The sequence below is a fragment of the Streptomyces sp. FH025 genome, from assembly GCF_017427025.1.
Classification (GTDB): domain Bacteria; phylum Actinomycetota; class Actinomycetes; order Streptomycetales; family Streptomycetaceae; genus Kitasatospora.
Window position 1 is genome coordinate 1 of sequence record NZ_JAFLNG010000056.1, and the last position, 21111, is coordinate 21111.

The 21111-nt window shown below is 70.6% G+C and carries 19 protein-coding genes and 2 pseudogenes; 9 read left to right on the top strand and 12 right to left on the bottom strand.

Annotated elements, in window-relative coordinates:
* Positions 1-669: pseudogene (locus J0670_RS06605) on the bottom strand (hypothetical protein); the annotation flags it as partial.
* A 237-nt stretch (positions 670-906) separates the two neighbouring features.
* Here J0670_RS06605 and bioB point away from each other — a divergent pair.
* Genes bioB through bioD form a run of 3 tightly spaced genes read left to right on the top strand, consistent with a single transcriptional unit; the run spans position 907 to position 4214 of the window.
* Positions 907-2124, top strand: a complete 1218-nt coding sequence (bioB, locus tag J0670_RS06610; RefSeq protein WP_207810439.1) for a biotin synthase BioB — start codon at positions 907-909, stop codon at positions 2122-2124.
* Positions 2125-2184: 60 nt separating this feature from the next.
* Positions 2185-3483, top strand: a complete 1299-nt coding sequence (locus J0670_RS06615) for an adenosylmethionine--8-amino-7-oxononanoate transaminase (RefSeq protein WP_207810440.1) — start codon at positions 2185-2187, stop codon at positions 3481-3483.
* Positions 3480-4214: a dethiobiotin synthase gene (gene bioD, locus J0670_RS06620; RefSeq protein WP_207810441.1), complete on the top strand. Its 735-nt coding sequence runs from the start codon at positions 3480-3482 to the stop codon at positions 4212-4214. Before J0670_RS06615 ends, bioD begins: the two co-directional genes overlap by 4 nt.
* A 231-nt stretch (positions 4215-4445) precedes the next feature.
* On the opposite strand, the gene J0670_RS06625 is transcribed toward bioD, so the two are convergent.
* On the bottom strand, positions 4446-4673 hold the full coding sequence (locus J0670_RS06625) for a hypothetical protein (protein WP_207810442.1): 228 nt from the start codon (positions 4671-4673) through the stop codon (positions 4446-4448).
* 8 nt (positions 4674-4681) lie between these two features.
* Positions 4682-4861, bottom strand: a complete 180-nt coding sequence (locus tag J0670_RS06630; RefSeq protein ID WP_207810443.1) for a hypothetical protein — start codon at positions 4859-4861, stop codon at positions 4682-4684.
* Between the two features lie 245 nt (positions 4862-5106).
* Between J0670_RS06630 and J0670_RS06635 the strand changes: the two genes are divergently transcribed.
* Complete coding sequence (locus tag J0670_RS06635; protein ID WP_207810444.1) at positions 5107-6156, top strand: Scr1 family TA system antitoxin-like transcriptional regulator; 1050 nt, start codon at positions 5107-5109, stop codon at positions 6154-6156.
* 213 nt (positions 6157-6369) lie between these two features.
* Positions 6370-7008, top strand: a complete 639-nt coding sequence (locus tag J0670_RS06640) for an HAD family phosphatase (protein ID WP_207810445.1) — start codon at positions 6370-6372, stop codon at positions 7006-7008.
* 87 nt (positions 7009-7095) lie between these two features.
* Here J0670_RS06640 and J0670_RS06645 read toward each other — a convergent pair whose 3' ends face one another.
* From J0670_RS06645 to J0670_RS06660, 4 genes are all read right to left on the bottom strand, one after another.
* Positions 7096-7362 carry a hypothetical protein gene (locus J0670_RS06645; protein WP_207810446.1) on the bottom strand — a complete coding sequence of 89 codons (267 nt, stop codon included), beginning with the start codon at positions 7360-7362 and terminating at the stop codon, positions 7096-7098.
* Positions 7363-7611: 249 nt separating this feature from the next.
* Complete coding sequence (locus J0670_RS06650; RefSeq protein WP_207810447.1) at positions 7612-8460, bottom strand: helix-turn-helix transcriptional regulator; 849 nt, start codon at positions 8458-8460, stop codon at positions 7612-7614.
* A 30-nt stretch (positions 8461-8490) separates the two neighbouring features.
* Complete coding sequence (locus J0670_RS06655) at positions 8491-9021, bottom strand: DUF6879 family protein (RefSeq protein ID WP_207810448.1); 531 nt, start codon at positions 9019-9021, stop codon at positions 8491-8493.
* Complete coding sequence (locus J0670_RS06660) at positions 8945-9256, bottom strand: hypothetical protein (RefSeq protein WP_207810449.1); 312 nt, start codon at positions 9254-9256, stop codon at positions 8945-8947. Before J0670_RS06660 ends, J0670_RS06655 begins: the two co-directional genes overlap by 77 nt.
* 378 nt (positions 9257-9634) lie before the next feature.
* On the opposite strand from J0670_RS06660, the gene J0670_RS06665 reads away from it, so the two are divergent.
* Positions 9635-10081, top strand: a complete 447-nt coding sequence (locus J0670_RS06665) for a hypothetical protein (RefSeq protein WP_207810450.1) — start codon at positions 9635-9637, stop codon at positions 10079-10081.
* 382 nt (positions 10082-10463) lie between these two features.
* On the top strand, positions 10464-11495 hold the full coding sequence (locus tag J0670_RS06670) for a ferritin-like protein (protein WP_207810451.1): 1032 nt from the start codon (positions 10464-10466) through the stop codon (positions 11493-11495).
* Between the two features lie 178 nt (positions 11496-11673).
* On the opposite strand, the gene J0670_RS06675 is transcribed toward J0670_RS06670, so the two are convergent.
* Positions 11674-14643: a hypothetical protein gene (locus J0670_RS06675; protein ID WP_207810452.1), complete on the bottom strand. Its 2970-nt coding sequence runs from the start codon at positions 14641-14643 to the stop codon at positions 11674-11676.
* Positions 14644-14886: 243 nt separating this feature from the next.
* Complete coding sequence (locus tag J0670_RS06680) at positions 14887-15516, bottom strand: helix-turn-helix domain-containing protein (protein WP_207810453.1); 630 nt, start codon at positions 15514-15516, stop codon at positions 14887-14889.
* Between the two features lie 124 nt (positions 15517-15640).
* On the opposite strand from J0670_RS06680, the gene J0670_RS06685 reads away from it, so the two are divergent.
* Complete coding sequence (locus J0670_RS06685) at positions 15641-17077, top strand: aminopeptidase P family protein (RefSeq protein ID WP_307806411.1); 1437 nt, start codon at positions 15641-15643, stop codon at positions 17075-17077.
* 86 nt (positions 17078-17163) lie between these two features.
* Here J0670_RS06685 and J0670_RS06690 read toward each other — a convergent pair whose 3' ends face one another.
* The 3 genes from J0670_RS06690 to paaK form a co-directional block, all read right to left on the bottom strand.
* Positions 17164-17601, bottom strand: coding sequence for a GNAT family N-acetyltransferase (locus tag J0670_RS06690; RefSeq protein WP_207810454.1), 438 nt, complete (start codon positions 17599-17601; stop codon positions 17164-17166).
* A 58-nt stretch (positions 17602-17659) separates the two neighbouring features.
* A complete protein-coding gene (locus J0670_RS06695; RefSeq protein WP_207810455.1) occupies positions 17660-18331 on the bottom strand; it encodes a methyltransferase in 672 nt (223 codons plus the stop codon).
* Positions 18332-18392: 61 nt separating this feature from the next.
* Complete coding sequence (gene paaK, locus J0670_RS06700; protein ID WP_207810456.1) at positions 18393-19781, bottom strand: phenylacetate--CoA ligase PaaK; 1389 nt, start codon at positions 19779-19781, stop codon at positions 18393-18395.
* A gap of 278 nt (positions 19782-20059) precedes the next feature.
* Between paaK and J0670_RS06705 the strand changes: the two are divergent.
* Positions 20060-21111 (top strand): annotated as a pseudogene (locus J0670_RS06705) (hypothetical protein); the annotation flags it as partial.

The window sequence follows — 21111 nt, forward strand, 5'->3', positions numbered from 1 at the left end:
CTTGGCGCTGCCGGCGGACGGGGCGGGCGCGAAGTTGGTGTCGGCGAGGATGAAGGCGACCGCGCCGGGCTTGCCGCGCAGGGTGTCGGCGGCCCTGGCGGCGGCGGCCTGATCGGCGAAGCGCAGCAGGGTGACGCTGCTGCGCACCGGGTGGTCGACGCCGGTGAAGCTGACGATCAGGTAGGCCTGGCAGCCGCTGTCCTTGAGCAGCTCCTGGGTACCGTCCTGGAGCACCTCGTCGCATTTCTCGCCCTGCCGGATGCCGCCGCGCCGGGCCTTGTAGCCGGCGGCCTCGACCGTGCGCTGGGCGGGGAACAGGTTGTCGGCGTTGAGGGCCGCGGGGTCGGTGGGCGGCGGCGGGGAGCCCACCACGGGCGGGGTCTCGGCCAGGTCCTTCTTGGACGGGCCGAGGCCGGGTATGTAGTCGCCGGGCGTCGGGCGGGTGATGATCCATCCGCCGGCCGCGACCACACCGACCACGACGACCCAGCCGACCGCCCGGCGGGCCGACAGCCGCCGGCCGCGCTTGCGCTCCGTCCCCCCGATCGCACCGGCGCCCCCGCCGGTCCGCTGCCCCATCTGCCCTGTCCGCCCTGCCTGCCCTGTCCGTCCTGGCTGGCCGTCCTGGCCCTCTCCCGGAGTCGGGGTGCGCTCCCCCTGCGTGGTCATGGCGCAGATTCTAAGCACCCCCGGGGTGGCGTGGATCACTGGGTCGGGAGTCGTCGATCTTCGTCCGCGACGCACCTTCCCTACCCGCCGGTAACCATTGCCGCGGCCCGCCGTCAAGCACGTGACCAGCACCGACGCCGTGAGCTTCGACACTGTGGCAATCGGCACATCCTTCCCGGGATCTTCTGGTGGGTTTGCTCTGGCGCCATTCGCGCGCCAGCGGGCAGGATCGGCTCCATGGATCTGCTCGATACCCTCACCGCCAAGGGCCTGCGCGGCGAAGTCCCGACCCGCGAAGAGGCGCTGGCCGTCCTCGCCACCACCGACGACGAGCTGCTCGACGTGGTCGCCGCGGCCGGCAAGGTGCGCCGCCGCTGGTTCGGCCGCCGGGTCAAGCTCAACTACCTGGTGAACCTCAAGAGCGGGCTCTGCCCCGAGGACTGCTCCTACTGCTCGCAGCGGCTGGGGTCCAAGGCCGAGATCCTCAAGTACACCTGGCTCAAGCCGGAGCAGGCCGCCGACGCCGCCCGCGCCGGGGTGGCCGGCGGCGCCAAGCGGGTCTGCCTGGTCGCCAGCGGCCGCGGCCCGACGGACCGTGACATCGACCGCGTCACCGACACCATGGCCGCCATCAAGGAGGCCGACCCGGCGGTCGAGCTCTGCGTCTGCCTCGGCCTGCTCTCCGACAACCAGGCCGAGCGGCTCAAGGCGGCCGGCGCCGACGCCTACAACCACAACCTCAACACCTCCGAGGGCACCTACGGGACCATCACCAGCACCCACACCTACGCGGACCGGGTGGACACGGTGCAGAAGGCGCACGGCGCGGGCCTGTCCGCCTGCTCCGGCCTGATCGCCGGCATGGGCGAGAGCGACGAGGACCTCGTCGACGTGGTGTTCGCGCTGCGCGAGCTCGGCTCGGACTCCGTCCCGGTCAACTTCCTGATCCCGTTCGAGGGCACCCCGCTCGCCAAGGAGTGGAACCTCACCCCGCAGCGCTGCCTGCGCATCCTGGCGATGGTCCGCTTCGTCAACCCGGACACCGAGGTGCGGATCGCCGGCGGGCGTGAGGTGCACCTGCGCTCGATGCAGCCGCTCGGCCTGCACATCGCCAACTCCATCTTCCTCGGCGACTACCTGACCAGCGAGGGCCAGGCCGGCCAGGCCGACCTCGACATGATCAAGGACGCCGGCTTCGAGGTCGAGGGCGCCGGTGAGGCCACCCTGCCGCGCCACCGCGCCGACGTCGCCGAGGCGGCCCAGGCGGCCCACGCGGGCGGCTCCTGCGGCACCGCGGCTTCGGCCTGCGGCAGCGGCGGCGGCTGCGGGCCGTGCGGCGGGCACGCGCGCGCCTCGGACGCCCCGGCTTTGGAGGGGTCGGGCGACGAGCTGCGCGACGACCTGGTCAAGGTCCGCCGCCGCGGCGCCGGCACCGAACTCGCCCCCAACGCCTGACAGTTCCACCAGTTCTTACCAGTTCCACCACCCGCCGGAAATCCGGGAGAACCACGCACCATGCTGTCCGCGGACACCCTGCTCGCCCTCGACCGCGCCCACGTCTGGCACCCGTACGGACCGATGCCCGGCACCGTCACCCCGTACGTGGTCGAGTCCGCCTCGGGCGTACGGCTGCGCCTGGCCGAGCCGGTGGCGGGCGGGCGGCGCGAGCTGGTCGACGGGATGTCGTCCTGGTGGGCGGCGATCCACGGCTACCGGCACCCGGTGCTGGACGAGGCGGTGCGCGAACAGCTGGGGCGGATGAGCCATGTGATGTTCGGCGGGCTCACCCACGAGCCCGCCGTCCGGCTCGCGGCCAGGCTCGTCGAGATCACCCCGGAGCCGCTGCGGCACGTCTTCCTCGCCGACTCGGGCTCGGTGTCCGTCGAGGTGGCGATGAAGATGTGCCTCCAGTACTGGCAGTCGGTCGGCCGGCCGGAGAAGCACCGGCTGCTGACCTGGCGCGGCGGCTACCACGGCGACACCTTCCACCCGATGTCGGTGTGCGACCCGGACGGCGGCATGCACCACCTGTGGGGCGGGGTGCTGCCCGGGCAGCTCTTCGCGCCGCAGCCTCCAGCCGGGTTCGACGCCCCGCTCGACCCCGAATACGCCGCACAGTTCGAGGAGTTGATGGCACGTCACGCGGACGAGCTGGCCGCCGTCATCGTCGAACCGGTGGTCCAGGGCGCGGGCGGCATGCAGTTCCACTCCCCCGCGTACCTGCGGATGCTGCGCGAACTGTGCGACCGGTACGGGGTGTTGCTGGTCTTCGACGAGATCGCCACCGGATTCGGGCGCAGCGGAGCGCTGTTCGCCGCCGACCACGCGAACGTCTCGCCGGACGTGATGTGCCTGGGCAAGGCCCTCACCGGCGGCTACCTGACACTGGCCGCCGCGCTGTGCACCAGCGAGGTCGCCGACGGGATCAGCCGCGGCGAGATGCCGGTGCTCGCGCACGGGCCGACCTTCATGGGCAACCCGCTCGCCTGCGCGGTCGCGAACGCGTCGCTGGACCTCCTGCTCGGGCAGGACTGGGCGGTGGAGGTCAAGCGCATCGAGAACGGCCTGACCGAGGGCCTCACGGCAGCCCGCTCCGTTCCGGGCGTGCACGACGTACGGGTCCAAGGAGCCATCGGCGTCGTCCAGTTGGACCACCCGGTGAACGTGCCGGCGGCGACCGAGGCCGCGGCCCGGGAGGGCGTCTGGCTGCGCCCCTTCCGGGACTTGATCTACACCATGCCTCCCTATGTGACGCAGGACGAGGACGTGGCGCGGATCGCCGCCGCCGTCACCGCCGCGGCGGTGGCCGGATGAGCGCGCGCATCCTCTTCGTGACGGGGACGAACACGGACGTCGGCAAGACCGTCGCCACCGCGGCCCTCGCCTCGGCGGCGCTGCGGGGCGGCCTCAAGGTCGCCGTCCTCAAGCCGGGGCAGACGGGCGTGGCCCCGGGCGAGCCCGGAGACGCCGATGAAGTCCGGCGACTGGCAGGTGAGCTGACGTACCGTGAGCTGGTCCGCTACCCCGAACCGCTGGCCCCCGACACCGCCGCCCGGCGGTCGGGGCTTCCCTACCTCTCCCCCATCGAGGTGGCGGACGCCGTCACCGAACTCGCCGCCACCCACGACCTGGTGCTGGTCGAGGGCGCGGGCGGCCTGATGGTCCGCTACGACGACGAGGGCCGCACGCTGGCCGACCAGGCCCGGGCCGTCCTGGACGCCGGGCTTTCGGCCGAAGTCCTGCTCATCGCCTCCGCCGGACTCGGCACGCTGAACATCGTCTCCCTCACCGCCGAGGCCCTGGCGGCCCGCGAACTGCCGCTGGCCGGCGTCGTCGTCGGCTCCTGGCCCGCCGCCCCCGGCCTCGCCGAACGCTGCAACCTCGCCGACCTCCCCCGCTCCGCCGGCGCCCCACTGCTCGGCGCCCTACCGGAACGCGCGGGCACGGCCGAGGACTTCGCCGCCCTCGCGGTCGCCTCCCTCGCCCCTGCCCTCGGCGGCACCTGGGACGCGGAGCATTTCGCGCACGTCCACCGGCCGGAATAGGCCGGGTTTCGTCCGGAAGACCCAGCGCGGGCTTCGAGCAACCTCGAAGCCCGCGCCGCTATGCGCGCACCCTCATCCATCCCGCTGCGAGCATGAATCCGCCCGTCGAGGTGGCGAGGAAGATGAGAACGAACACCAAGGCGCTCGCAGAAGTGGAAACGCTCTCGGGAATCATCAGGAGAACCGATGCCGCGAGAACGAGACTTCCCATGGCGATGGCGCCGGCTCCGACTACGGCCGCATACCTCTGCGGAGGACGACGACCAGCCGCTCGATGACGTCCGGCCTCGCGGCCCCGAGGTCGATCAGGATGACGCCGGTGGCCTTGGCCGAGCGCCAGTCGATGCCGAGGGACGGGAGTCTCACGTCGGCGGCGTTCAGGACGGCCTGGAGGTCGTCGAGGATGTCGGCTGCGGTGCGACGGTCCTCGGCCGTGATCTTGTCGATCCTGCTGCTCATCGTGCATCTCACTGTTCAGTGTTGGTGATCCAACGCGCTTCGACGTCCCACTCCACGCCACCACCGAGGGGCCGGAGGAAGGCGCGCCCCTGCTGCCACCCCATGAAGGCGCCCCAGCGCCCGGAGCGGACGTCGAAGACCCGCTCCCCGACGATCGAGGGCCGGTAGGCCTCGGACGGCGGCGCCACCCGCCTCACGGGCGGCGCCGCCGGAGCGAAGGCGCGGGCGTCCGTTCGCGCCTCCGGAACCGAGTCGCCGCACTGCGGGCACAGGCAGGGCGGGAAGTCGCGCCGCCAAATGGTGCTTTCGCCACATTGAGTGTTCGTCATATCCACGGAATAGCTCCTCTCTGTTGCTAACTCCTCACCAAGAGTGGCCAATCGCAACTAGCATGGAAAGAGCTTCACTTTGACAGCCAGCACTGTGGAATGACGTGATCACCGTGCCCCAGCAGGACACTGACCCGACCCCCTCCCCGCACGAGGCCATCGGCGCCCAACTGCGCCGCTTCCGCAAGGCGAGGGGCCTCACTCAGATCGAACTCGGAAAGCTGATCAACTACAGCGACTCGCTCATCTCCCTGATCGAGACGGGCCAGCGTCCCGCTCCCCTGCCCCTTCTCCAGCGGGCCGACAAGGTGCTCGACACCTGCGGAGCGCTTGAACTCCTGTACTGGAGCACGAAGAGCAGCACACTGATCGGCGGATTCCGCGCCTACATCGAGCACGAGCGCAAGGCCACCGCCTTCAAGGTCTACGAGCTGAACCTCATCCCCGGGCTGCTCCAGACGCGCGGCTACGCCTCGGCGATCATCGGGGCTGAGGCCCGACGAGGCGAGATCCCCCAGGACAAGGTCAGCGAACGCCTGAACGTTCGCATGGCACGGCAGGCCGTGCTGTACCAGGAGCCCGCTCCCTCCCTCCACATCGTCATGGAGGAGAGCTGCCTTCGGCCCGTTGGCGGCCCCTTCGTCATGGCCGAACAGCTTCGCCGGCTGGAGAACGTGGCCGGCCTTCCGCATGTCACGCTGCAGATCGCACCGTCCAGCCTCGGCGAAAACCTTCCAACTGTCTGGCCATTCACGCTCCTGACCTCCCCGGACAAGAAGTGGATGGCCTACCTCGAAACCATCCAGCGGGGTTACGTGGAGCGCGATGACGAGAACGAGATCCGCTCCCTCGCGAGGACTTACGATTGGCTCCAGGCCCAAGCCCTCTCATGTGCGGACTCTCTGGCTCTCATCCGCACGCGTCTCAAGGAGTTCCACACCATGTTCCCGATCGCGGCCGCCAAGCCCGCCTCCTGGCTGAAGTCCTCCTACAGCAGCGGCGGTGGCAACTGCATCGAGGTCGCGCCCGGCCACCCGGGCATCCTCCCCGTCCGCGACAGCAAGGACCCCCACGGCCCGCAGCTCACGTTCGGCATGGATGCCTGGCACTCCTTCATCACCGGCATTAAGTCCGGTGACTTCGGCACCATCTGACCCCACACGCCTAAGTCCGCTCGCGGTCGTCGGCAGCTCTCGGAGGCGTCCGAGAGCTGCCGGAACCCGCGGTACCGCTATGTGGCGGGCGGCAGGAACAGGCACGGCGGGACGGCCCATCAGCAGGGGTGGATCACCTGCGGTAGCGTGCCGCGATCCGGCGCCCACGGGCTGGGGCAGGGCGCTGACGGGAGTCTGGAATGATCTCGGTCTATGGAGAACCTGGCGTTCGACGCGGTGCTGTGCGATCTCGACGGTGTGATCCGCCTCTATGACCTCGCGGAAGTGAGGCGTCTGGAGCGGATCGCCGGACTCCCCCAGGGCACCACCGCCGAGATTGCTTTCGCCCCGGAGCGGGACCTGCCGCTGCTACTCGGCCAGATCAGCCGGGCCCAGTGGACCGCTTCCATCGCCAAGGCCCTGACTCGCCGGATTCCTGCCCCGCAGGCTGAAACCCTGGCAACTGCCTTCACCCATGCCCCCTTCCGGGCAGACGGAGCAGTGGTGGAGCTGATCAGGAGGCTCCGCGGCAAGGTGCCCGTCGTGTTGGTCACCAACGCGACCGTGTGGCTCGATGAGGACCTCGCTCTGCTCGGACTCACCGACCTGGCCGACCACGTGGTCAACAGCTCCCGCGTCGGCATCGCCAAGCCCGACCCTGGGATCTACCAGCTCGCTGTGGAACAAGCGGGCGTCCCGGCCGAGCGCTGCCTGTTCGTGGACAACAACCAGGCCAACATCGACGCGGCCCGCGCGGCCGGCATGACGGCCGTGCTCTACCGCCATCCCTCAGACCTCCTCCGAGCACTGGCACCGATCCTTGAGCAGGACGCGGAAGTGCTCCCCGGATAACCCTGTGACCGGGCAGGCGGTACCGGCCCTTCGGCATGGACGCCTGGCACTCCTTCATCGCCGACATCAAGTCAGGTGACTTCTGCATCATCTGACCCCACACGCCTCACCAAATGGGGTCTGCTCCATGCTGGTGTCGATGCCGAACTCGTCCCGGGCCCGCTCCGCCAGGAGGAAGGCGAGGCTCTGAACGAGGTGGGTTCCGAGGTGCGGGTGCCCGTTGATCTGCGTGCCCACCGAGAAGCCGATGCTCTCGATGTCGGAGTCCACGATGCGGGGCCGCAGGACGTCCACGGCGTCCTCAACGGCGTTGGCGAGCACCGTGTTCGGGGACCTCAACGTCGATACGGTCATGGTGCGCCTCCCTCGGGTCGGGATGGTGCGGCAGATGGGATGGGGTGGCCGCCCCGCCTGGTGACCCAGGCGGGGCGGCAGTGGAAGACCAGGGCTTCGGCTCGGGCGGCGCGCGAACGCCGTTGAGGTATCCGCCGACCCAGTAGGTACTGATGGCGTAGGGGTCCGCGTCAGGCGGCGGGGATACGTGATAGACCGTAGGGATCCCGGTACAGCGCGCTCAACAAATTTGCGCCTTCTTGCGGTACATCACTCCAAAGAGGCAACGGCCGCAGCGATCAAGGCCCTTGCCTTCTCCCCGTACACGGCCATGCCGGACAGGCCCATGAAGGCTCGGGCGTAGTCCGCGATCTCCCTGGGCTGGAGCACGTTGAGCTTCGCCGTCAGGGTCTCCACCGCCACCCTCTGATCGTCGAACAGGTAGAAGGCCTCAAGGGGCCAGATGGTTCGCGAACAGCCGGCCGGGATAACCCCGATGGAGACGGACGGCAGCGACATCAAGGTCAGCAGGTGGCCGAGCTGAGCAGCCATGTCCTCCGAGCTGCCGATCCTGGTTCGCAACACCCACTCCTCGATCAGGACCGCGAACCGGCGTGCCCCCGTGTACATGAGCTGTGCCCGCGCCAGACGGGCTGGTACGGCCGCTGCAACGTCGTTCGGAGTGCCTTGGAAGTCCGTGATGGACTGCATGAGCGCCGTCGCGTACTCGGCGGTCTGGAAGAAGCCGGGGAGCACGTTTGAGACATAGATCCGGAAGAGCCTTGTGCGCTCGTAGTCGCTGATGACCTGCTCTTGGGCGAGCCGCATGCCGGAGCTGTTCCGGCGTCTCCACTCCTGGTACATCGAGTCGGCGGCACGGGATGCCGCGATCAGATCAGGGATCCGGTCGCCGGCCCCGCAGGCAGCGCACCAGGCCCTTATGTCGTCTTCCGACGGAGCTGCCTTGCCGGACTGGATGCGAGAGGTCTTGGCCGGGTGCCAACCGCACAGGGCAGACAGTTCACCCCCCTTGAGCCCAGCGTCCTTACGGATCTCGACCAGTTGGTCAGCGATGGCCCTCCGTGCTGCGACAACGCTGGACGAAGGTGACGATGACATGTGCTGTCTACCCGGCGGTTCGGAGCCGACTCAGACCTCGAACTCCTGGTGTGGCACCGCCCGTTCCCACACGGCCTCGAACGCCTTCGCACAAAGTCCCACGATGGCCGGTTCCTCTGTCAACACGTTCCGGGGGTCAGCCCACTCGCCATCGCCGGTGAACAAGTTGAACCGCGCGATCCGGCTGTCGAACAGCCAGAAGTCGGCTCCCGGCAAGGCTAGATCGAACGCCCGGCTCCGGGGAAGCCAACGGATCTGCTCACCAGCCGCGATGTTCGTGAACGTGTGGGAATGCTCGTAGCGGATGTACTCGGTGACGGGTTCCGACACGATCCGGGCGCGCCGGATGGTCACCCCACGGGCAATGGTCTCCACCACGAAGTCATGGAACGGGTGCCACCACTCGGCCCGGTTCTCCAGGGAGTACCGGTGCCCGGCCTTCCACGCGGCGAACTGATCGGCTTCGTCAGCGACGCTGTACTGATCACGCATCTCCAGATGCACGGCCGACTTCTTCGTCTCCCGGAGCAGAGTCCTGAAGTCCGGCACGTTCGATTGCATCGCAAGCCTTCCTGATGAAGGGGATCATTCGCTCGGGGATGCTGATCACGGACTCATGGACAGGTACGCCGGCCTTGTGACCGGCAACCCACTCGGTCTCGTTGATCTCCGCAAGCTCGGCCCCGGTGACGGTGTCGCTCTGGATGACGAGCCGACGCTGAGCCACATTCGCCCAGACAGTGGGAGAACCTTCCTCGTTGGTCTCAGGGTCGATTCCGAAGAACTCTAGGCCCATGACGACCTCTCCTGTCACGTAGCTTGCGCATACTTGCGCTCGGAGTTGGCGGACCACCAGCATCTAGCGTCCGAGGCCGCCTTGTCAGCCGTTTCACCTCCTGACGGACAGTCATGTCGACCAAGTGTTGCGGGTGGAACCAGCAGAGCAGGCGCGGTTCCACCTGACCATGAAGCTCTCTACGCTTCGTGATCACCAGGGGATCCGCGTCTGCCGTTCCAAACGGTCGCCTCCCTCGCCCCCGCCCTGGGCGGCACCTGGGACGCGGAGCACTTCGCACACGTTCATCGGCCCGAATAGGCCCGGTTTCGCTCGAAGGTGTGAAGCCGGTCCCCGAACCTTGCGCGGTACGGGTACCGGCTCAATACCGTTCCTCCCATGACTGACGGGCTGACCATGGACGAGGCCCTGCGGGCCTTGGCCGCCCTGGAGGCGGCGTGGAAGGACGACAACGAGGCACTGTCCGCCCTTGCGGCGGGCGGCACCCAGGAGCGGCCACTACCGGCGCTGGTCGCCGCGTACGGTGAGCACGCGATGGACACACTGATGGCCCTGGCCTTCGGCCTGCGGTCCAGCATGAGCGACGAGGAGATCGCGGAACTGTCCGATGCCGTCAGCGCCAACATCGGCGCCCGGATGAGCTCCCTGCTCACCCAGACCCTCAAGGCCTGGGGAAGGCTCGCCGCACCCGACGACCTCAAGGTGACCAAGGTCATCGCCCACACCGTCATCGACTCGATGCGGGCCGTGACCGAGGACCCCAGCAAGACCGAAGTACTCCCCCTGTTGGCCACCTTCCGCAGCTACGCCCTCAACGGCGTCTGAGACGGAACTTCCGGCGCGGGCTTCGAGCGGCCTCGAAGCCCGCGCCGCTGTACGCACCCGCTCTCGGCGATACGCCGTTCGTCCAGAACGGCGCCTTCTGCGGAACCCCCGGCCGCCGCATCGAAGGCATGCTCGTGCACGTCCAGCCCGTGTGACGGGGCGCAGCACCACGGACTCGCCTTCACTCTGACCCAGTACGCCAAAGGGATTTTCACTCATCCGCACGCTTTCGCTGCGATCCCCTCTGGGAACGATCACAGGCGCACTCGGCGGCGTGCAGAGTCGCACTGATCTGTCGCGATCGGTCCCAGAGCCTCTTCTTGAGCTTCGTCGACGGTGACCGGGCCTGCCCGCCGCTTCCGCCGAACGAACGGGAATCGCCGTGACCACCTTCGCCACCAAGCCGATGCCGATCGCCGAGCTGATGGGGATCCCCAAGGCCGACCACGACCTGAAGTGGATCAAGGACAGTCTGCAGTCCGCCATCGCCCTGGAGTTGTCGACCCTGCCGCCCTACCTGTGCGGCATGTGGTCCATCAAGACCACGGGCTCCGAAGCCGAGGCGGTGATCAAGAGCGTCGTCCACGACGAGATGTACCACATGGGGATGGCGTGCAACATGCTGTCCGCGATCGGTGGGACGCCGCACGTCCTCGCTGCGGCCCCGACGTATCCCGGCAAGCTGCCGGGCAACGTGCGGCCGACGATCGACGTGTACCTCCAGGAGCTGACCCAGACGTACGTCCGGGAGGTCTTCATGGAGATCGAGATGCCCGAGAACCCGCTCGCGCCCCTGTACGAGGAGTGGATCACGATCGGCAAGTTCTACGACGCGGTGCGGGACGCGTTCAACGACGTCAAACCGCCCATCGGGCCGGGCCATCAGATGGAGACGCAGATCGGCAGGAACAAGCTGGAGAAGTTCACCTCGGTCGACCAGATCACGAAGGCGATCGACGTGATCAAGGAGCAGGGAGAGGGCACCAGTCACCTCCCCGACGACCCCACCACCGGCGGACGGTTGGCCCACTACTACGGCTTCGGCGAGATCTGGAAGGGGCGCAGGCTGGTGCCCACGCCCTCGGGCCCCACGGCGTACGACTGGGTCGGCGATCCGGTCCCCTTCCCCGAGACGTACCCCATGGGCAGGCTCACGGCGGAGCGCTGGCCCAACCCCACGGAGAAGGTGCAGGGGCTCCTCACCGCCTTCAACGACAAGTACACCGAGATGCTCGGCCTCCTGGATACGGCATGGCGGGACGGAGACGGCAACGCGCTGAACCAGTCGATCGGTGCGATGTTCGCGCTGAAACCGGCTGCGCAGGCGTTGATGGCCGAGCCCCTGCGGGATGACAGCGCACATGTGTACGGGCCCGAGTTCCTCGTCCACCCAGGCCACCCCAAGCACGGCTGACCCAGGCGATACCGCCGCGTACCGCCGCATGCCGCCAGGGTGCGGCTCGACTGGCGGGTGCCCTTCCCCGCCGCTGCGACGAGGAGGAGGCCGGGCCGGGGCGGACTGCGCGGCTGACCACAGCAGTGCGGCACCGTGGGGCGCGCCCCACGGTGCCGCACGGTCATGTCGTCCTCGCTCAGCCCCAGTTGCCGACCAGCGGCTGGTCGTTGGTGTTGCCGAACTGCACTCCGTAGACGGTCAGGGTGCCCTCCTTGGCGGAGCCGTAGAAGGCCCGCACGTCGGGGCGGTAGACGCCGACGGTGTCGATGCCGCTGCCGTCCCAGTCGCCCTTGATCGGGGTGTCGCCGGGGTTGCCGTACTTGAAGTGGTGGTCGGCGTCTCCCCAGGTGTTGGTGTCGCGCAGGTAGAACATCTGGGTGTTCTTGTCGTAGGCGCCGATCGTGGTGACGCCGCGGCCGCTCCAGTTGCCGACCAGCGGGGTCCAGCCGGGGTTGCCGTACTTGAAGTTGATCGCCGAGGTGACGTTGTCGTTGCTCAGGTAGAAGACCTGGGTGTCGGGCCGGTAGACGCCGATGGTGGTGCGGCCCTGGCCGGTCCAGTCGCCGACGATCGGGATGTCACCGGGGTTGCCGTACTTGTACGAGCTGGTGGTGCCGTCGCCGTTCGGCAGGACGAAGGTCGCCGTGGCCCGGTGGTAGACGCCGACGGTGTCGATGCCCGGGCCGTTCCAGTGCCCGGTCAGCGGGATGTCGTCCGAGCTGGTGAACAGCGGCGAGGTGCCGGAGGTGCCGAGGTAGACGTCGTTGTGGCTGTTCTCGCTGACGCTGTGGTCACCGGGCCGGTAGATGCCGACGCCGGAGGCGGCCGGGGTCGGGGTGGCCTCGACGACGGCCCGGCCGATGCGCTGCGCCTGCTGGGTGGTCAGCGGGAAGTCGGTCGGCTGCCGGGTGCTGAGCCAGCGGAAGTTGTGCAGCTGGACGACCCGGGGGTTCTGCGCGGCCATGGCCCGGTACTCGGCGTTGTACGCCGCGGTGTCCGCGTCGGTGGAGTTCTCGCACCCCACGAGGTCCTTGATGGCGATGGCCTCCGGGAAGAGCACCAGGTGCTGGTCGGGCGAGGCGAGCACGCCCTGCAGCGCGGCCAGCTTCTGCGTGTTGGTGCCGCGGCCGGCGCAGTAGTTGTCGAAGCCGACCAGGTCGACGCCGCTGGGCACCGGGGCCGTCAGGTGCCACAGGTCCGTGGTGTAGGCGAGCATCCTGCTCGGGAAGGCCGCCCGGACCTGGTTCACCTCGGTCTGCACCTGGTCGGCGGAGAAGCCCTGGTAGTACGGCTCGTCCTGGGTGTAGATCACGGAGATCTTGTCCAGGTTGGCGCCGATCCGGGAGACCAGGGCGGCCAGGGCCGCCGGGGTGTCCGGGGTGGGCTGGCGCTTGCCTTCCCTGGTCGGGTCGGGCACCGAGACCACCTTGCTGACGTCGAGGACGCAGGAGGCGGGGCGGCAGTAGTCCAGGAATCCGGCGTAGCGCGGGTCGGTGAGGTCCTGGTTGACGAAGTTGTTCATGTTCGTCCAGGGGAACAGCTCGGGGCTGTGGTCGATGTTCTCCCCCGGGTCCATGACGTCGAAGTAGCCGTAGTAGCCGAGCCCTCCGAGCATGCTGACCCGCAGGTCGTCCACGGCACCGACCGTCCCCGGCGTGACGCGCTGCGAGCCGAGGTGCACGTAGCCGTCGCGCGGCAGGTTGGCCGGGGTCTGGTCGGCGAAGACGGTGGTCCCGTTCACCGTGACGGTAGCCTGCCGGGCGGTGCCGCCGGTGAGGGCGAGCGAGACGTCGTACGTGTCGGAGCCGGGCGTGACGGCGCCGGTGAGCAGGGGCAGCGTCTTGCCGCCCTGGTACAGCGCCAGGGTGCCGTCGGCCTGGACCCGCAGGCCGAGCGCGACGTCCTCGGCGTCCACCGCGCCGGTCGCTCCGGAGGCGTTGCTGACCAGCAGTGTGGCCGCGTCGGCGCCACTGGTGCGGCCGACGCTCGGGGTGAGCCGGGCGTGCACCGTGTAGGAGCCGGAGAGGTCGGCGGTGGCGGGCTTGTTCAGCCGGACGGCGGCGCTGCCCTGCGGGAAGGACAGCACGTTGGGCGCGGTCTGGCTGTTGACCCGCACCGAGCCCGCCGGGGGCGTCGCGGCGAGGCCCTTGGCGCCGGACACCGCCGTGTAGTTGGCGGAGACCAGCGTGGGCTGGCGGGCGCTCAGGTCGTCGTTGAGGCCGTTGTCGGTGCCGGCCGGGGCGCCGTCGAAGGTGTCGACGAAGGGCTTGGCACTGGCCGTGGCGCTGGCGTCGATCCGGCTGACGCTGACACCGGTGCCGGCGCCGGTGCTGGTGCCGTCGCCGAAGGTGGTGAGCTGCCCCGGGGTGGAGAGGTAGGCGCCGAGGTAGAGGAAGGCGCTGCTCGGCCAGCGGTTGACGGAGGCCGGGCCGGTGATCGGGAAGGCGGTGCCGTTGACGGTCAGGGTGACGGCCTTGTCCGCGCCGGTCGACACCTTCAGCGAGACGGCGTACCGGTCGGCCGGTGCCACCGCCCCTTGCCAGAAGGCGGTCTCGCCGCCCCCTCCGTGGAACAGCGCCAGTTTGCCGGAGGAGGTGACGGTCAGCCCGAGATCCACGTCCCCGCTGGTCACGTAGCCCATGGCACGGTGGCTGCGGCTGAGCACGATCGACGCCCAGTCGCCGCTGGAGGTGTCCCCGACCGACGGGTCCACCACCGTGGAGACGGTGTACGTCCCGTCGGTGTCGGCGATCACGGGCGCGCCGAGCATGAGCGCCGAGACGCCCTGGGTGAACACCAGCCGATTGGGCTGGCCGGCCGTGCTGACCTGCGCGTACGAGGAGTCCGGCGGCACCACGGTGTCCCACCGGCCCGAGGTCCTGGTCCAGGACACCGGCCGGACGCTGCCCTGCTGGCGCTGGTCCAGGCCGACGTTGAGCCCGCGCAACGGCACCGTGTTCAGTGCCGGGTCCTGACGGAACGAATCCGCGAACGGGCCTGCGCTGTTGAGGTTCACCGGCGTCGGAGCCACACCGGCCGCCAAGGCGGGCGCGGCGCCCAGGCCCACCGGCACCACGGCCAGTCCGGCCAGAACGGCCGCGGACACGAGGCCCCGGCCCGTACGTCTCATGAGTGTCACCGAGTCAACTCCCGGTCGTCGGAGGAGCGGTCGGCACCGGTCCGGGCCGCCGCAGAGGCAGCCGACCGGGCGCGCTCCCGCACGCCGGCACTCCCCCCGGCGGGGATCGTAGGCGATGTGTGCGAACGGCTGTCGCCGGAGAGGGGTGAGAGACCTGGGCCTTCGTTCCGTAAACCGAACGATGTGGCGTGGATGGCGAACCGGCGGCGGTCAGTGCGCGTGGTGGGGCGCGCGGCGGGGCGAGGCCTCCTCGGGCTCCTCGGCCAGGTGCAGGCGCTGCTCGGCACGGTGCTGCAGCAGGAGCACCGAACGCACCGGTTCGCCGTCGAGGGCGGTGTAGGAGTGCGGCAGCGAGGCGTCGAAGCCGACGTAGTCGCCCGGGCCGAGCTCGACCTCGCAGCGGCCCGCCCGCACGCGCAGCCGGCCGGCCTGGACGACGGTGTGCTCGGTGCCGGTGTGCCCTCCGGAGATCTGGGTGCCGTCGGTGCGCACCTGCTGGTCGTAGAGCTCGAACACCGTGTCCCCGGCCTCGATCCGGCGCAGTGGGCGCAGGTCGACGCCCCGGCCGCTCAGCACCTCGGCCTCCGCCGCCCGCACCACCGTCACCTCGCCGGGGGCCCGTCCCTCGACCAGGTCGGAGATCGGCACACCCAGCACCCGGGAGAGCCCGAGCACGGTCTCCAGGGTCGGGTTCCCGGCGCCGGACTCCAGCTGGGAGAGCGTCGCCTTGCCGACCCCGGCCCGCCGGGACAGCTCGGACAGCGACAGTCCGCGCTGCGCCCGGACCCGCTTCAGGTTGGTGGCAAGGACCTCCCGGACGGATCCCTCGGAGTCACTCACGCTCAACCTCTTTTCCTCGAATGGCGTTCGGTATACCGTACAAAACGCCTGTTGCGCACCCGCCCCGGCAGGTCAGCGTAACGAAGTACGCCGCCTCCCCCCGCACCTCTCTGGAGAGTCCACAGTGTCCGAGCCCACCGAGCCCATCAAGTACCGGAAGAACGGCCTCACCCGCGGCGTGACCGAGGAGCTCGCCGAGAGCATGAGGCGCGGCTGGGCCGACACCGAGCGCCGCGACCTGGAGCCGGTGGCGCAGGCCGCGTACACCCCGAGCCGCCGCGCCGCGCTGTCCGCCGCCTTCCCGGGCGAGCTGCTGGTCATCCCGTCCGGCAACCCCAAGGTGCGGGCCAACGACACCGACTACCCGTTCCGCCCGTCCTCCGACTACGCCTACCTGACCGGCGACCGCTCCCAGGACGCGGTGCTGGTGCTGGAGCCCACCGGCGAGAGCGGCCACCGGGCCGTGCTCTACCTGCGCGGCCGCTCCGACGTGGAGAACGGCGAGTTCTGGCTGGACACCCACGGCGAGCTGTGGGACGGCCGCCGCGACAGCCTGACCGAGAGCGAGCAACTGCTCGGCCTGCCCTGCCGGGACGTGCGCGCCGTCCGCGCCGACCTGGGCGCGGCCACCGGCCCGGTCCGTGTCCTGCGCGGCCACGACGCGGGCGTGGAGGAGGCCCTGCGGGAGCACTCCGACGCCGAGCGGGACGCCGAGTTCGAGGTCTTCCTGTCCGGACTGCGCCTGGTCAAGGACGAGTGGGAGATCGCCGAGCTGCGCTTCGCCTGCGAGGCGACCGCGCGCGGCTTCGAGGACGTGGTGCGTGTCCTCGCCGCCGACGCCGCGACGGCCGAGCGGCTGATCGAGGGCACCTTCTTCGTCCGGGCCCGGATCGAGGGCAACGACGTCGGCTACAGCACCATCGCCGCGGCCGGCCCGCACGCCACCACCCTGCACTGGGTCCGCAACGACGGCCAGGCCCGCCCGGGCGACCTCCTGCTGCTCGACGCCGGCGTCGAGACCAACCACCTGTACACGGCGGACGTCACCCGCACCCTGCCGGTCTCCGGCCGCTTCACCGACATCCAGCGCAAGGTCTACGACGCCGTGTACGCGGCGCAGGAGGCGGGCATCGCGGCGGTGAAGCCCGGCGCCGACTTCCGCGACTTCCACCACGCCGCCCAGCGCGAGCTCGCCGAACACCTCACCTCCTGGGGCCTGTTCGGCGACCTCACCGCCGACAAGGTCTACGAGCTGGGCCTGCACCGCCGCTTCACCCTGGCCGGCACGGGCCACATGCTGGGCATCGACGTCCACGACTGCGCCCACTCCCGCGCCGAGGAGCACGTCGACGGGCAGTTGCTGCCGGGCATGGTGCTCACCGTCGAGCCGGGCATCTACTTCCAGGAGAACGACCTGACGGTTCCGGAGGAATACCGCGGCGTCGGCGTCCGGATCGAGGACGACATCCTGGTCACCGAGGACGGCAACGAGAACCTCTCCGCCGACCTTCCCCGCCGCTCCGACGAGGTCGAGGCCTGGCTGGCCGGCCTGCGCGGCTGACGCTCCGAGGCGGCTGCCGCCTCGGAGCGGCCGTCGCGTCGGAGCAGCGGTCGCGCCGGAGCGGCGGTCGCTCAGGCGTCGGCCGCTCAGGCGGGCAGCGGCTTGACCCAGCGGCTCCACTGCGGTTCGGGGTGGTAGCCGGCGGACTGCCAGGTGCGGTGGCCGAGGGCGTTGTCGTCCAGCACCATCGCGTCGGCCCGGCGGCCGCCGAGGGCGGCGAAGCGCTCCTCGGCGGCCGCCAGCAGGGCGGCGCCGATGCCCCGGCGGCGGTGCTCGGGGTCGACGGCGAGGCGGTACAAGTGGCACCGCCAACCGTCCCAGCCCGCTATGACGGTGCCGAGCAGAGCGGCCGGGTCGTCGGCCGGCGCGGCGACGATCAGGCAGTCCGGGTCCCGGGCGAGCAGCGCGGCGACGCCCGCCTCGTCGTCCGTGATGCTGGTGCCCTTGGCGGCCCGCCCCCACAGGGCGAGCACGGCGGGGATCTCGTCGGGGGTGGCGGTGCGCAGCGCGAGTTCTACGGTCATGACGGCCTGTCTAGCAGGGCGTCATGACCGTCCGCCCGGATTTCCACGTCCTGGACGGTCAGCCGAGGCGCCACACCGTGGTGGTCTTGACCGAGGTGTCCTCCAGGTCCGCGACCACCGGCACCTGGTAGGCCGCCACGGCGGTGAAGCGCTCCCGCGGCAGGTAGGCCCGGCCCGGGTCGCCGACGATCACGGTGGCCCCGCGCGCGGCGGCCCGTTCCAGGAAGGGCAGGAAGCGGGCGGCCATGGCCCGTTCGTAGAACACGTCCCCGGCCAGCACCACGTCGGCCGGGGCGCCGTCCCCGTCGACCAGGTCGACCAGCGCGCCGTCCACCCGGACGCCGTTGGCCTCGGCGTTCAGCCCGATGGCGGCGACCGCGAAGGCGTCGATCTCGGCGGCCCGGACGGCCTTCGCCCCGCGCAGCGCGGCCGCCACCCCGACCAGTCCGGACCCGGCGGCGATGTCCAACACCGTTCGCCCGTCGACGAGTTCGGGGTGGTCCAGCACGTAGCGCGCGACCGCGACCCCGCCCGCCCACGCGAACGCCCAGAAGGGCGGCGGCAGTCCGGCCCGGCCGCGCTCGCGCTCGGTGGTCTCCCACAGGGCGATGGCGTCCTCGGCCATGTGCAGTCGGACCTCGGGCACGAAGGGGACGGGCTTCAGCTCGGTCTCCCGCCGGATGAAGGCAAGGTCGGCGCCCGCCTGGAGAGTTGGCAGCTCACTCGGCATGCCCCGCAGCATAGGGCCCGTACGGGGGCGCTCGCTCCCGTACGTCATCCGCCCCCGCACGTCACCCGCGCTCGTCCACCACCCGCCGGATCTTGCCGACCGAGCGCTCCAGCGTGTACGGGTCCACCACCTCGACCGCGACCGAGACGCCCACCCCGTCCTTCACCGCCCGGACGATCTCCGCCCGCGCCGCCTCCCGCAGCTCGGCGGACGCCTCCGGGCGGGCCTCCACCCGGACCGTCAGGTGGTCCATCCGCCCCTGCCTGGTCAGCCGCAGCTGGAAGTGCGGGGCGACGGCCGGGATGCGCAGCAGGATCTCCTCGATCTGGGTCGGGAAGAGGTTCACCCCGCGCAGGATGATCATGTCGTCGCTGCGCCCGGTGACCTTCTCCATCCGCCGGAAGGACGGCCGGGCGGTGCCGGGCAGCAGCCGGCTGAGGTCGCGGGTGCGGTAGCGGATGACCGGCAGCGCCTCCTTGGTGAGCGAGGTGAAGACCAGCTCGCCGCTCTCGCCCTGCGGCATCACCTCGTCGGTGAAGGGGTCCACGACCTCCGGGTAGAAGTGGTCCTCCCAGATGTGCAGTCCGTCCTTGGTCTCCACGCACTCCTGCGCGATGCCGGGGCCGACCACCTCGGAGAGGCCGTAGATGTCGACGGCGTGCAGGTCGAGCCGGTCCTCGATCTCGCGCCGCATCTCCTCCGTCCACGGCTCGGCGCCGAAGATGCCGACCCGCAGCGAGCTCCGGCGCGGGTCGATGCCCTGGCGCTCGAACTCGTCCAGCAGAGTGAGCAGGTAGGACGGGGTGACCATGATGATCTCGGGGCGGAAGTCCTGGATCAGCTGCACCTGCCGGGCCGTCATGCCGCCGGAGGCCGGGATGACGGTGCAGCCGGCGCGCTCGGCGCCGTAGTGCGCGCCCAGGCCGCCGGTGAACAGCCCGTAGCCGTACGCGATGTGCACCTTGTCACCGGGCCGGCCGCCGGCGGCGCGGATCGAGCGGGCGACCACGTCGGCCCACATGGACAGGTCGTTCTCGGTGTAGCCGACGACGGTGGGGCGGCCGGTGGTGCCGCTGGAGGCGTGGATCCGGCGGACCTTCTCCATCGGGACGGCGAACATGCCGAACGGGTAGCCCTCGCGCAGGTCGGCCTTGGTGGTGAAGGGGAAGCGGGCCAGATCGTCCAGGGTGCGGCAGTCCTCTGGGCGCACGCCTGCGGCGTCGAACTTGCGGCGGTAGAGCTCGACGTTGTCGTACGCGTGCCGCAGGGTCGCGCGGAGCCGGGTGAGCTGGTGGGCGCGCAGTTCGCCGACGCCCATCCGCTCGCCGGCGTCCAGGAGTGCGGGCGGAATCGGCTCCCCGAGGCGTCGGCGCGAGGCGGGTGCGCCGCCGGTGTGGGGTGCGCCGCCGCTGTGGGGTGCGCTTCCAGTGCCGGGTGCGCTGCCGGTCATCGTCGCTCCTTCGCAGGTCGGCCGATCGCGGACTCCCTACCGATCGTTCGGTCAGGGCAAGCCCAGGCCAAGTAACCCAGCACCCGAACCACCTGTCAAGGGATCGCACAACAGTTCCGGAATGTGAAGTTCCGACGCTTTCCTGCTCGGGATCGCTCCACTCGCTTGGCTAGCTGATATGAAAATCATTACGGAAGTTTGACCCGCTCACCGCAGCTTCCGGCCCGGACGCGTGGTTCAGTAGTGCGGCTTCTCCCCCGCACCCCGGAGTGATCACCGTGTCCTCGACCCCTGCCCTGGTCAGCGCGCTGCGCGAACTCGGCGACCGACCCGCCGTCGTCGCCGACGGGCGCGCCATCAGCGGCATCGGCCTGCTGCTCGGCGTCTCCCCGCCGGGCGGCCTGCCCCGGGCCCTCGCCGAGCGGGTCGCCGAACACGCCGCCCTGCCGCCCTCCGCCGCCCGGGCCGCCGAGCAGCGGCTGCGGCACTGGGCCGGCGTCCTCGGCCCGCCGCCGATACGGCACACCCTGCTGCACCCCGCCACCGACCTCGCCGTCGACCTGGCCCTCGCCACCCTGCTGGCCGGCGGCACGGTGCACTGCGCCGACCCCGAGGAGCAGCCCGACGCCCAGCTCGCCGCCGTCGCCGCCAACGGCACCACCCACCTCAGCCTGCCCTCCGCGCTGCTGTGGCGGCTCAGCCGCCAGCCCGACCTGGCCGAGCACGACCTCGGGGCCCTGCGGCTCGTCCTGCACGTCGGCCCCGAACCCCGGCAGGACGACGTGTACGCCGCCGTCGAGGCGCTCGGCGCCGTCCTCGCCCACGTCCGCGCCCCGCACAGCCAGGCCGAGGCCGCCGACGGCCGACTGCGCGCCGACGCCCGGGCCGCCACCGCCGCCGCCTGGAAGCACAGCATCGGCATCACCGCCGACCAGGTCACCGAGTTCGGCGCCCACCTCGACCGGGCCGTCCTGACCACGCTGCTGCACATCCTCCAGCAGAGCGGCGTACTCACCGAAGCCCAACGCGGCTGGTCCGAGCCCGAGTTGCTGGCCACCGCCCTCGTCACCCCCGCCCAGCGCCCCCGGGTCGGCCGCTGGCTGGACGCGCTCGCCGGGCACGGTCTGATCGCCCGCCACGACGGCGGCGCCCAGGGCCCGATCTTCCACGGCGGGCCTGAACTCACCGCGGCCGAGGCCCGCGAGGCCTGGCGCCCGGCCGTCGAGGCCTGGGGCGACGGCCTCGGCCCGGCCGCCGTCCTGGACCGGGTGCGGCGCGGAGCGCTGCGGCTGCCCCGGCTGATCACCGGCGCCGAGCCCGCTCGGCCCGC

What these genes read in the sequence shown, in the direction of transcription:
- J0670_RS06690 (WP_207810454.1), bottom strand. Translation starts at nt 17,601, where the DNA reads ATGACCGTAGAACTCGCGCTGCGCACCGCCACCCCCGACGAGATCCCC.
- J0670_RS06625 (WP_207810442.1), bottom strand. Translation starts at nt 4,673, where the DNA reads ATGAGCAGCAGGATCGACAAGATCACGGCCGAGGACCGTCGCACCGCA.
- J0670_RS06615 (WP_207810440.1), top strand. Translation starts at nt 2,185, where the DNA reads ATGCTGTCCGCGGACACCCTGCTCGCCCTCGACCGCGCCCACGTCTGG.
- J0670_RS06695 (WP_207810455.1), bottom strand. Translation starts at nt 18,331, where the DNA reads ATGCCGAGTGAGCTGCCAACTCTCCAGGCGGGCGCCGACCTTGCCTTC.
- J0670_RS06665 (WP_207810450.1), top strand. Translation starts at nt 9,635, where the DNA reads ATGACTGACGGGCTGACCATGGACGAGGCCCTGCGGGCCTTGGCCGCC.
- bioD (WP_207810441.1), top strand. Translation starts at nt 3,480, where the DNA reads ATGAGCGCGCGCATCCTCTTCGTGACGGGGACGAACACGGACGTCGGC.
- J0670_RS06645 (WP_207810446.1), bottom strand. Translation starts at nt 7,362, where the DNA reads ATGACCGTATCGACGTTGAGGTCCCCGAACACGGTGCTCGCCAACGCC.
- J0670_RS06655 (WP_207810448.1), bottom strand. Translation starts at nt 9,021, where the DNA reads ATGCAATCGAACGTGCCGGACTTCAGGACTCTGCTCCGGGAGACGAAG.
- paaK (WP_207810456.1), bottom strand. Translation starts at nt 19,781, where the DNA reads ATGACCGGCAGCGCACCCGGCACTGGAAGCGCACCCCACAGCGGCGGC.
- J0670_RS06650 (WP_207810447.1), bottom strand. Translation starts at nt 8,460, where the DNA reads ATGTCATCGTCACCTTCGTCCAGCGTTGTCGCAGCACGGAGGGCCATC.
- bioB (WP_207810439.1), top strand. Translation starts at nt 907, where the DNA reads ATGGATCTGCTCGATACCCTCACCGCCAAGGGCCTGCGCGGCGAAGTC.
- J0670_RS06640 (WP_207810445.1), top strand. Translation starts at nt 6,370, where the DNA reads ATGGAGAACCTGGCGTTCGACGCGGTGCTGTGCGATCTCGACGGTGTG.
- J0670_RS06660 (WP_207810449.1), bottom strand. Translation starts at nt 9,256, where the DNA reads ATGGGCCTAGAGTTCTTCGGAATCGACCCTGAGACCAACGAGGAAGGT.